We start from the raw sequence: 9,581 nt of genomic DNA, 5'->3' as shown, positions 1-9,581 counted from the left end.
TCTCATACGATTCGGTGGCCGGACCCAGGGTTGCGACGATCTTCGCGCGTCTCACTGAAGACTCTCCGGTCTCTATGGGTTGTTCGGGGGTGATTTCAGCCTACGCGGGCTGAAGGCCGATCGCGACGTCGGTCGGGCGCACCGGTGACGGCAGGCTCGTGCGTCCCATGAGGTACTCGTCGACGGCCGCCGCCGCGGCGCGACCCTCCGCGATCGCCCAGACGATCAGGGACTGTCCACGACCGGCGTCTCCGGCGACGAACACGCCGGGCGCGGTCGTCTGGTAGTCATCGCCGCGCTCGACGTTGCCGCGGCCCGTGAACACGGTACCGAGCTGCGATTCGAGTTCGGTGCGTTCGGGGCCGGTAAAACCCATCGCGATGAGGATGAGGTCAGCGGGGATCTCGCGCTCGGTGCCGCTGCGAGGTACCCGGCGGCCGTCGGGCAGGTATTCCGTCTCCGCAACGCGGAGAGCGCGCACCTCTCCCGCCTCGTTGCCCAGGAACTCCACCGTCGAGGCCAGGAAGCTGCGCTGCCCGCCCTCCTCGTGTGCCGAAGAGACCTCGAAGACGGTCGGCGTCATCGGCCACGGCTGGTGGTCGGGCCGGTTCGCCGGCGGCTGCTTGCCGATGGCGAGGTTCGTGACGCTGAGCGCGCCCTGGCGGTGCGCGGTTCCGATGCAGTCCGCACCGGTGTCACCGCCGCCGATGACGATCACGTGCTTGCCCTCGGCGTGGATCTGCTGCGGAACCTGGTCGCCGGCGACGGCCTTGTTCGACTCGATGAGGTACTCCATCGCGAAGTGCACACCGGCCAGGTCGCGCCCGGGGATGGCGAGCTCGCGCGGGAGTGTGGCTCCCGTGGCGATGACGACCGCGTCGTAGCGGGCACGCAGATCGCTCCAGGAGATGTCCTTGCCGATCTCGACGCCCGCGCGGAATCGCGTGCCCTCGTCCTGCATCTGACGCAGGCGTGACTCGAGGTGGCGCTTCTCCATCTTGAAGTCGGGGATGCCGTAGCGCAGCAGACCGCCGATGCGGTCGTCACGCTCGTACACCGCGACGGTGTGGCCCGCGCGTGTCAGTTGCTGGGCTGCGGCGAGTCCGGCCGGACCGGAGCCGACGACCGCGACGGTCTTGCCGGTCAGCCGCGCCGGCGGCTCGGGCTCTACCCAGCCGTTGGCGAAGGCCTCGTCGATCGTCGAGACCTCGATCTGCTTGATCGTGACCGCCGGCTGGTTGATACCGAGCACGCACGAGCTCTCGCACGGCGCCGGGCACAGCCGCCCCGTGAACTCCGGGAAGTTGTTCGTGGCGTGGAGGCGCTCGATCGCGGCGCGACCCTCGCCGCGCCAGGTGAGGTCGTTCCACTCCGGGATCAGGTTGCCCAGCGGGCAGCCCTTGTGACAGAACGGGATGCCGCAGTCCATGCAGCGGCCGGCCTGACGACGCAGGACGGCGGTGTCGCCCGGCTCGTAGACCTCTTTCCAGTCCATGATGCGCACGGGAACCGGCCGGCGCGCCGGGAGCTCGCGCTCGGTGGTCTTCAGGAAGCCCTTCGGGTCAGCCACCGGTCACCTCCAGGATGCGGGTCCAGACGACGTCGCTGTCGGGGTCGAGCCCCTCGGCGGCAGCCTCCTGGCGGGTCTGCAGTACCGCGGCGTAGTCGCGCGGCAGGACACGGACGAAGTTCGCGGCCTCGGCCTCGAGATCGTCCAAGAGAGCGGCTGCGAGCACCGAGTCGGTCTCGGTCACGTGCCGTTGAAGGAGATCGCGCAGGATCTCGACGTCACCCGAACCCATCTCCAGCAGTTCGAGTTCGCCGCTGGCGAGCGCCTCGCGGTTCACGAGAGCGCGGTCGAGCTTGTAGATGTACGCGGTGCCGCCCGACATGCCGGCTCCGAGGTTGCGCCCGGTCGGTCCGAGGATGACGGCCAGGCCGCCGGTCATGTACTCGAGCGCGTGGTCGCCGACACCCTCGACGACGGCGGTCGCCCCCGAGTTGCGCACGAGGAAGCGCTCCCCCACCACTCCGCGCAGGAACAGCGTGCCCTGCGTGGCGCCGTAGCCGATCACGTTGCCCGCGATGACGTTCTGTGCCGCATCGAAGGTTGCGCCGCGGGGCGGGCGGACGATGATCTCGCCTCCCGACAATCCCTTGCCGACGTAGTCGTTCGAGTCGCCCTCGAGTCGCAGGGTGATGCCCGACGGCAGGAAGGCGCCGAAGGACTGACCGGCCGAGCCGGTGAGATTGATCTCGATGGTGCCCGCCGGCAGGCCGTGCTCGCCGTGAGCGAGGGTGACCCGGTTGCCGAGCATCGTGCCCACGGCACGTTCGGTGTTGCGGATCGGCAGGTCGATGGAGAAGTGCCCGCCGTGGGCGATGACGTCCTGAGCGCGCTCGATCAGCGGTACATCGAAGTGATGGTCCAGCTCGTGCTCCTGGTTGCGCAGGTGGCGACGCGGCACGTCCTGGGCGAACGCCGGGCCCTCCAGGATCGGCGTCAGATCGAGTCCGCTGGCCTTCCAATGGTCGATCGCGCCGTTCATGTCGAGCATCTCGGAGTGGCCGACGGCCTCTTCGATCGAGCGGAAGCCCAGCTCGGCGAGGTACTCGCGCACTTCCTGCGCGAGGAACTCCATGAAGTTGACGACGAACTCCGGCTTGCCGGTGAAGCGGCTGCGCAGCACCGGGTTCTGGGTCGCCACACCGACCGGGCAGGTGTCGAGGTGGCAGACGCGCATCATGATGCAGCCCTCGACCACGAGCGCGGTGGTGGCGAAGCCGAACTCCTCGGCGCCCAGCAGCGCGGCGATCACGACGTCGCGGCCGGTCTTGAGCTGACCGTCCGCCTGCACCACGACACGGTCGCGCATGTCGTTCAGCATGAGCGTCTGCTGCGTCTCGGCCAGACCCAGCTCCCACGGCGTGCCGGCGTGCTTCAGCGAGTTCAGCGGGCTCGCGCCCGTGCCGCCGTCGTGCCCCGAGACGAGGATGACGTCGGCGAGAGCCTTCGCGGTTCCCGCCGCGACGGCCCCGATGCCCGACTGGCTCACGAGCTTGACGTGAACGCGCGCCTTCGGGTTCGCACGCTTGACGTCGAAGATGAGCTGCTTGAGATCTTCGATCGAGTAGATGTCGTGGTGCGGCGGGGGCGAGATGAGGCCGACGCCGGGGGTGCCGCCGCGCGTCCGCGCGATCCACGGGTAGACCTTTCCGGGAGGCAGCTGGCCTCCTTCGCCCGGCTTCGCCCCCTGGGCGAGCTTGATCTGGATGTCGTCGGCGTGCGTGAGGTACATGCTCGTGACACCGAAACGCCCCGAGGCGACCTGCTTGATGGCGCTGCGACGCTGCGGGTCGAGGAGGCGCTCGACATCCTCGCCGCCTTCACCCGTGTTCGACTTCGCCCCGATCGAGTTCATCGCGATGGCGAGGGTCTCGTGCGCTTCTTTCGAGATCGAGCCGTAGCTCATCGCACCCGTGGAGAAACGCTTGACGATCGAGGAGACGGGCTCCACCTCGTCGATCGGTACGGGCGGACGCACGCCGGTCTTCAGTCGGAACATCCCGCGCAGCGTCTTGAGCTCTGCCGCCTGGTCGTCGATGAGCTTCGTGTACTCCCGGAAGATGTCGTAGCGCCGCGTGCGCGTCGAGTGCTGCAGGCGGAAGACCGTGTCGGGCGTGAACAGGTGCGGTGCACCGTCGCGGCGCCACTGGTACTCGCCGCCGGTCCACAGCCGCTCGTGTGCGCGTGCCGCGCCGTCCTCGGGATACGCGTAATCGTGGCGGGCCTGGTTCTCGACCGCGATCTCGCGCACCCCGACGCCGCCGAGTTTCGTCTCGGTACCCGTGAAGTACTTGCGGACGAACTCCTCCGACAGGCCCACGGCCTCGAAGACCTGGGACCCGGCGTACGACGACACCGTGGAGATGCCCATCTTCGACATGATCTTCAGCACGCCCTTGCCGAGCGCGTAGATGAGGTTCTTGACGGCCTTCTCGGGGGTGATCCCCGTGATGAACCCGGCCCGGACGAGGTACTCGACGGTTTCCATCGCCAGGTACGGGTTGACGGCCGAAGCGCCGTAGCCGATGAGCGTGGCGACGTGGTGCACCTCGCGCACGTCCCCGGCCTCCACGACGAGACCGACCTTCATCCGGTTCTCCTGGCGGATGAGGTGGTGGTGCACGGCCGACAGCATGAGCAGCGACGGGATCGGCACCAGATCTTTGTTGGAGTCGCGGTCGCTCAGGATGATGAACTCGGCGCCGTCGGCGATCGCGGCATCCACTTCGGCCGAGATCTCCTCGAGGCGGCGCTCGAGCGCGTCCTCGCCGTGCTCCAGGTGATACAGGCCGCGGATGGTCACGGAGCGACGCCCGGGCAGCGCCTTGTCGATGTTCTGCAGCTTGGCGAGCTCGTCGTTGTCGATCACCGGGAAGTCCAGAGTGATCGTGCGCGTGTGCTCGGGGCCCCACTCCAGGAGGTTGCGCTCGGGGCCGAGCCCGAGGGCGAGCGAGGTCACGACCTCTTCACGGATCGAGTCCAGCGGCGGGTTGGTGACCTGCGCGAACTGCTGCACGAAGTAGTCGAACAGCAGGCGCGGACGCTTGCTGAGCACCGCGATCGGCGTGTCCGATCCCATGGCGCCGAGCGGCTCGGCGCCGTTCTGTCCCATGGGCGTGAGGAGGATGCGCACCTCCTCCTCGGTGTATCCGAAGGTGCGCTGACGGCGGGTGATCGAGGCGATTGGGTGCACGATGTGCTCGCGCTCGGGCAGCTCCTTCAGGCGCACGCGACCGGCATCCAGCCATTCCTGCCACGGCTGCAGTGCGGCCAGCTCAGCCTTGACCTCGTCGTCCTCGATGACGCGACGCTGGGCGGTGTCGACCACGAACATGCGTCCGGGGCGCAGACGCCCCCGGCGCTTGATGCGCTCCGGGGCGAAGTCGAGCACACCGGTCTCGCTGCCGATGACGACGAGTCCGTCGGTGGTCTCCGTCCAGCGACCCGGGCGCAGACCGTTGCGGTCGAGCGTCGCGCCGACGAGGGTGCCGTCGGTGAAGATGAGGGCGGCGGGGCCGTCCCAGGGCTCCATCTGCATCGAGTGGTACTCGTAGAACGCGCGAAGGTCCGGCGCGATGTCGGCCTGCTTCTCGTAGGCTTCCGGCACCATCATCATCACCGCGTGCGGCAGGCTGCGTCCCGTCAGGGTGAGCAGTTCGAGCACCTCGTCGAAGGATGCCGAGTCGCTCGCGCCCTCGGTGCAGATCGGCAGCAGCGGGCGGATGTCGCCGATCAGCTCGGACTCGAGCTGCGACTGACGGGCGCGCATCCAGTTGCGGTTGGCGCCGACGGTGTTGATCTCGCCGTTGTGGGCCAGCATGCGCAAGGGCTGCGCGAGCGGCCACGACGGGAACGTGTTGGTCGAGTAGCGCGAGTGCACGACCGCCAGCTCGCTCTGGAAGCGCTCGTCCTGCAGGTCGGGGTAGAACGGCTCGAGCTGGAGCGTCGTGACCATGCCCTTGTAGCCGAGCGTGCGCGCGCTGAGCGACACGAAGTAGGCGTCATGCTCGCGACGGGCCCGCTTGCGCAGGCGGTAGACGCGCCGGTCGAGCTCGATCCCGCTCAGGGCGGGCGCGTCACCGACGGCGGGGCGCGAGACGAAGAGCTGCTCGAAGTGCGGGCGGGCCTCGTATGCCAGCTTGCCGAGGTGCTCCTGCTCGGTCGGGACGTCGCGCCAGCCGAGCACCGTCAGACCCTCGGTCTCGGCGATGCGCTCGACGCCCGCCTTGATGTCGGCGCGGGCGGCCTCGTCGAGCGGAAGGAACGCCATGCCGGCGGCGTACTGCCCGACCGGGGGCAGCTCGAAGTCCACCACGGCGCGCAGGAACGCGTCGGGCATCTGCGTGAGGATGCCGGCGCCATCACCGGTACCGGCGTCGGAGCCGATGGCCCCGCGGTGCTCGAGGTTGCGCAGCGCCGTCAGCGCGAGCTCGACGATGTCATGCCCGGGCTCTCCGCGCAGCGTGGCGACCATCGCCAGGCCGCAGGCGTCCTTCTCGAACGCGGGGTTGTACATCCCCTGCTTGGCGGGGAAACCCGATGCGGGGCGCATCTCGGGTTCTTCGTGGGTCTTCTCACGACGGGGGCTCGAAGCCATGGCAACCGTCCTCATGGTCAAACTGATCGGGGACGACGTCGGCCCTGGGCATTCAGCGGAGGTGTATTCAGCGGAGGAGAAGTCGAAGCATCGTGCGCATCGGGGCGGTGCTACTTCGACGTGACAGTGCTTGTGGCTGCGTCCGCGATGGATTCGGCTGTCGGGGGTGCGCTGACGTCCACGAATTCATCGGTGTTCTGCGATTGTACAGCCCCGCCCCGCTCACGACCGCGCATGTACGGCGACGGCTCGAAGCCCGGGTGGCGGCGGGTCTGCACGGCGAAGATGACGATTCCCACCAGCACGCCGAAGATCGCCGCCCAGACGTTGGTGCGCAGACCGAAGAACACTTCGCTCGGGTCGATGCGGATGCTCTCCCACACGATGCGACCTGCGCTGTACCAGACGAGGTAGAACGCGAACAGGCGACCCCACTGCAGGCGGAAGCGGTGACCAGCCCACAGCAGCACGATCACGCCCATCGTGTTCCAGATGACCTCGTAGAGGAAAGTGGGGTGGAAGAGCGTTCCGGCGGGGAGGCCGACCGGCCAGGCCGGGTTCGGGTAGTCGATCTGCAGGCCCCAGGGCAGATCGGTGGGAAGCCCGTACAGCTCCTGGTTGAACCAGTTTCCGAAGCGGCCCAGCGCCTGCGCGAGCAGCAGGCCCGGAGCGAGCGCGTCGGCGAAGGTCCAGAACCGGATGCCGGTCCACTTGCAGCCGAGCCACGCGCCGATCGCGCCGCCGATGAGCGCGCCGAAGATCGCGATGCCGCCGTCCCACACGTTCCAGATCGCGTCGCGCACGAACGGGTTCCACCACTCGCGTCCCTGCTCGAAGTAGAACCCCCAGTGGGTCACGACGTGAAAGGCGCGCGCGCCGATGATCGCCAGGGGCACGGCGAGCAGGCAGATGTCGATGACGACCCACGATTCCGCGCCACGCTTGGTGAGACGGTGGTTGGTCATGAAAGCCGCGACGACGATGCCCGCGAGGATGCACAGGGCGTAGAAGTGAATCGTCAGCGGACCGACCTGGAAGGAACTGATCGGCGGGCTCGGGATGCTGGCGACGACGGAGGCGGAGGAAAGCACGAGGGGCAGTCTACTTCGCCGCCGGTGCCGTCACGTCTCGCCGCGGAGGCGTCAGCGCCCGGCGCCGGCCGTCAGGGCGCGGGTCTCTGCGGCGAGGGCCTCCACGCCCCCGTCGCGCAGCGCCCGGACGAGGGCCGTTCCCACGATCGCGCCGTCCGCGTACTCCAGGACGGCGCTGACCTGCGCGGGCGTCGAGATGCCGATGCCGACGCAGGCGTGGTCGACACCGAAGGTGCGCAGTCGCGCCACGAGCGTGCGCGCCGCGGCATCCAGCTCCGCGCGTTCGCCCGTGATACCCATCGTCGACACCGTGTAGACGAAGCCGGTCGACGCCGCGGCGATCATGCGCAGTCGCTCGTCGGTCGAGGTCGGGGCGCCCAGGAAGACGCGGTCGAGACCGGTGCGCTCGGAGGCGGCGATCCAGTCCGGTGCGGAGTCGGGGGTGATATCGGGCGTGATCAGACCCGCGCCGCCGGCGGCCACGAGGTCGTCGGCGAAGCGGTCCACGCCGTACTGCAGGACCGGGTTCCAGTACGTCATCACGAGGATGGGGACATCGACCCGGTCGGCGATGGCCCGCACCGCGGTGAAGGTGTCGCGGAGGCGGAATCCCGCCGCCAGCGCGGCCTGTGTGGCCTCCTGGATGACGAGACCGTCCATGACGGGGTCCGAGTAGGGCGGGCCGAGCTCGAGGACGTCGGCGCCGTTCTCCGCCAGAGCCACGGCGGCGTCGATGCTCGTCTGCAGGTCGGGGTAGCCGAGCGGCAGGTAGCCGACGAAGGCGCCGCGACCGTCCGCCTTCGCCGCGTCGATCGCGGCCGCCACGCGCGAGGTCATGCCTCTGCCCCCTCGTCGTAGAGGCCGAACCAGCGCGCAGCCGTGTCCATGTCCTTGTCGCCGCGTCCCGACAGGCTGACGGCGATGAGGGCGTCGGGTCCGAGCTCGCGGCCCAAGCGCAGGGCGCCGGCCAGCGCGTGCGCGGACTCGATCGCCGGGATGATGCCCTCCGTCTGCGACAGCAGGCGCAGCGCGTCCATCGCCTCGGCATCCGTCGCCGGAATGTACTGGGCGCGGCCGATGTCGGCGAGCCAGGCGTGCTCGGGACCGACACCGGGATAGTCCAGTCCGGCGGAGATCGAGTGGGACTCGACGGTCTGGCCGTCCTCGTCCTGCAGGACGAACGTCTTGGCCCCGTGGAGGATGCCGGGGCGCCCGCGCTCGATGGACGCCGCGTGCTTGGGCGTGTCGACGCCGTCGCCGGCCGCCTCGACGCCGTAGAGCTTGACGCCGTCGTCATCGAGGAACGCATCGAACATGCCGATCGCGTTGGAGCCGCCGCCGACGCAGGCGACGACCGCGTCGGGCAGGCGTCCCGTTTCGGCGAGCAGCTGCGCGCGGGCTTCCTCGGAGATGATCTTCTGGAAGTCGCGCACCATCGCCGGGAAGGGGTGCGGACCGGCGGCCGTCCCGAAGATGTAGTTCGTCGTCTCGACGGAAGCGACCCAGTCGCGGTACGCCTCGTTGATGGCGTCCTTCAGGGTGCGCGATCCGGTCGTGACGGGGATGACCTCGGCGCCCAGCAGCCGCATGCGGGCGACGTTGAGCGCTTGGCGCTCGGTGTCGACCTCGCCCATGTAGACGGTGCATTCGAAACCGAACAGGGCCGCTGCGGTCGCGGTTGCGACGCCGTGCTGACCGGCGCCGGTCTCGGCGATCACGCGCTTCTTACCGAGTCGCTTCGTCAGCAGCGCCTGACCGATGACGTTGTTGATCTTGTGCGAGCCGGTGTGGTTCAGATCCTCGCGCTTCAAGAAGATGCGCGCGCCTCCGGCATGCTCGGCGAAGCGGGGCACTTCGGTGAGAGCCGACGGCCGGCCCGCATAGGAGTGCAGCAGGCTTTCGAATTCGGCGGCGAAGGCAGGGTCGGCCTTGGCCGCTTCGTACTCCGCCGTCAGCTCGTCGATGGCGGCGATGAGCGACTCGGGCATGTACCGTCCCCCGAAGTCGCCGAAGAAGGGTCCGTGCTGGTCGCGCAGGCTCATGATCCGGCCTCCAGGAAAGCGTGCAGGGTGGTCACGGGGTCGTTGGTGACGAGCGCTTCGCCGACGAGCACGACATCGGCGCCGTCGGCCCGATAGTGCGCGACGTCGGCGGGCGCAAGCACCGCCGACTCGGCGATCTTGATCGCATCCGCGGGGAAATGCTCCGCGAGCGAGCCGAACAGGTCGCGGTCCAGCTCGAACGTGGAGAGGTTGCGGGCGTTGACGCCGATGAGCGTGGCGCCGAGGTCGCCGGCGCGGTCCAGCTCCTCGCGTGAGTGCGTCTC

5 protein-coding genes and 1 pseudogene are annotated in these 9,581 nt (G+C 68.9%); all 6 read right to left on the bottom strand.

Features of this window, described 5'->3' with window-relative positions; all coding sequences use genetic code 11:
- Nucleotides 1-100 precede the first annotated feature (100 nt).
- Nucleotides 101-1,570, bottom strand: a complete 1,470-nt coding sequence (locus BGN98_RS06140) for a glutamate synthase subunit beta (protein ID WP_288120244.1) — start codon at nucleotides 1,568-1,570, stop codon at nucleotides 101-103.
- A complete protein-coding gene (gltB, locus tag BGN98_RS06135) occupies nucleotides 1,563-6,164 on the bottom strand; it encodes a glutamate synthase large subunit (protein WP_502687816.1) in 4,602 nt (1,533 codons plus the stop codon). Before gltB ends, BGN98_RS06140 begins: the two co-directional genes overlap by 8 nt.
- A gap of 110 nt (nucleotides 6,165-6,274) precedes the next feature.
- Entirely contained in the window at nucleotides 6,275-7,255 is a 981-nt protein-coding gene (gene lgt / locus BGN98_RS06130) for a prolipoprotein diacylglyceryl transferase (protein WP_036289488.1), read from the bottom strand.
- A 51-nt stretch (nucleotides 7,256-7,306) separates the two neighbouring features.
- Nucleotides 7,307-8,092, bottom strand: a complete 786-nt coding sequence (trpA, locus tag BGN98_RS06125; protein ID WP_061683444.1) for a tryptophan synthase subunit alpha — start codon at nucleotides 8,090-8,092, stop codon at nucleotides 7,307-7,309.
- Entirely contained in the window at nucleotides 8,089-9,297 is a 1,209-nt protein-coding gene (gene trpB / locus BGN98_RS06120) for a tryptophan synthase subunit beta (protein ID WP_061683445.1), read from the bottom strand. Before trpB ends, trpA begins: the two co-directional genes overlap by 4 nt.
- A pseudogene (locus BGN98_RS06115) lies at nucleotides 9,294-9,581 on the bottom strand (indole-3-glycerol phosphate synthase TrpC); the annotation flags it as partial. The pseudogene BGN98_RS06115 and the gene trpB, both read right to left, overlap by 4 nt.

The sequence above is a fragment of the Microbacterium sp. 69-7 genome (assembly GCF_001897985.1).
Taxonomy (GTDB): Bacteria; Actinomycetota; Actinomycetes; order Actinomycetales; family Microbacteriaceae; genus Microbacterium; species Microbacterium laevaniformans.
This window is presented reverse-complemented; position numbering and strand designations above follow the sequence as displayed.